The following is a 782-nucleotide window of genomic DNA, read 5'->3' as shown; positions in this document are numbered from 1 at the left end:
CGCTGCTCGCCTCGCGTCGGCAGGTCCCGTCTGGCCGGCTTCGGGTCGACGTGCCGCTGGCCTTCGGCCGACGCTGCGTCGCTCCCGTGCTGTTCGAGATTTCGAGGAAATTTCCGGACCGGACGGTGGAAGTCTCCTTCAATGACCGCCGCGTCGACCTGATCGAGGAGGGTATCGACCTGGCGATCCGCATGGGCGAACTCGACGACAGCCTGTCGCTTGCGGCCAGGCGCCTCTATGCTCAGCGCTCGGCCATATGCGCGGCTCCCGACTATCTCGACAGGCATGGCCGGCCGCAATCGGTCGAGGATCTCGCCGATCACAGCGTCATTGGCTACGGTCGCGAGGGCATCGTCCGCCCCTGGGTGATCAGACATTCCGACGGCCATCTCGCAACCTTCGTGCCCAAGGCGCGGCTCGTTCTCGGCCATGGCGAACCGATGCTGGATGCGGCGCTCGCCGGCTGCGGCATCGCCTTCCTGCCGACATGGCTGGCCGCCGACAGCCTCAAAAGCGGCGATCTCGAAATGGTGCTGTCGGAATGCCTGGTCGAGAACATCGTCGTGCATGCCGTCTGGCCGGTGACGCGCGCGCTCACGCCAAAGGTGCGGGTTGTCGTCGACGCCCTCGTCGAACATTTTTCGGCGCCGCCCTGGGATGCCGCGTGAGCGAAATACCGGTCATTTCTCAAAAATCACGCCGGACTATTTTCGAAGACCGCGCCACAATGCTATTGACCGCTCATGTTATACGTCGAAATCGCTATCGTGGTCGTCCTCATC

At 63.7% G+C, this 782-nt stretch carries 1 protein-coding gene; it reads left to right on the top strand.

Annotated features, from left to right (window positions below; all coding sequences use genetic code 11):
* Nucleotides 1-668, top strand: a 668-nt coding sequence (locus tag ENZ74_RS33350; RefSeq protein ID WP_127313363.1) for a LysR substrate-binding domain-containing protein, incomplete at its 5' end; no start/stop codon positions are given.
* Nucleotides 669-782 lie beyond the last annotated feature (114 nt).

The organism is Mesorhizobium sp. M7A.F.Ca.CA.002.15.2.1 (assembly GCF_003998715.1).
Classification (GTDB): Bacteria; Pseudomonadota; Alphaproteobacteria; order Rhizobiales; family Rhizobiaceae; genus Mesorhizobium; species Mesorhizobium ciceri.
Note: the sequence above shows the minus strand (reverse complement) of the source record. Positions and strands in the feature narration are given on the sequence as shown.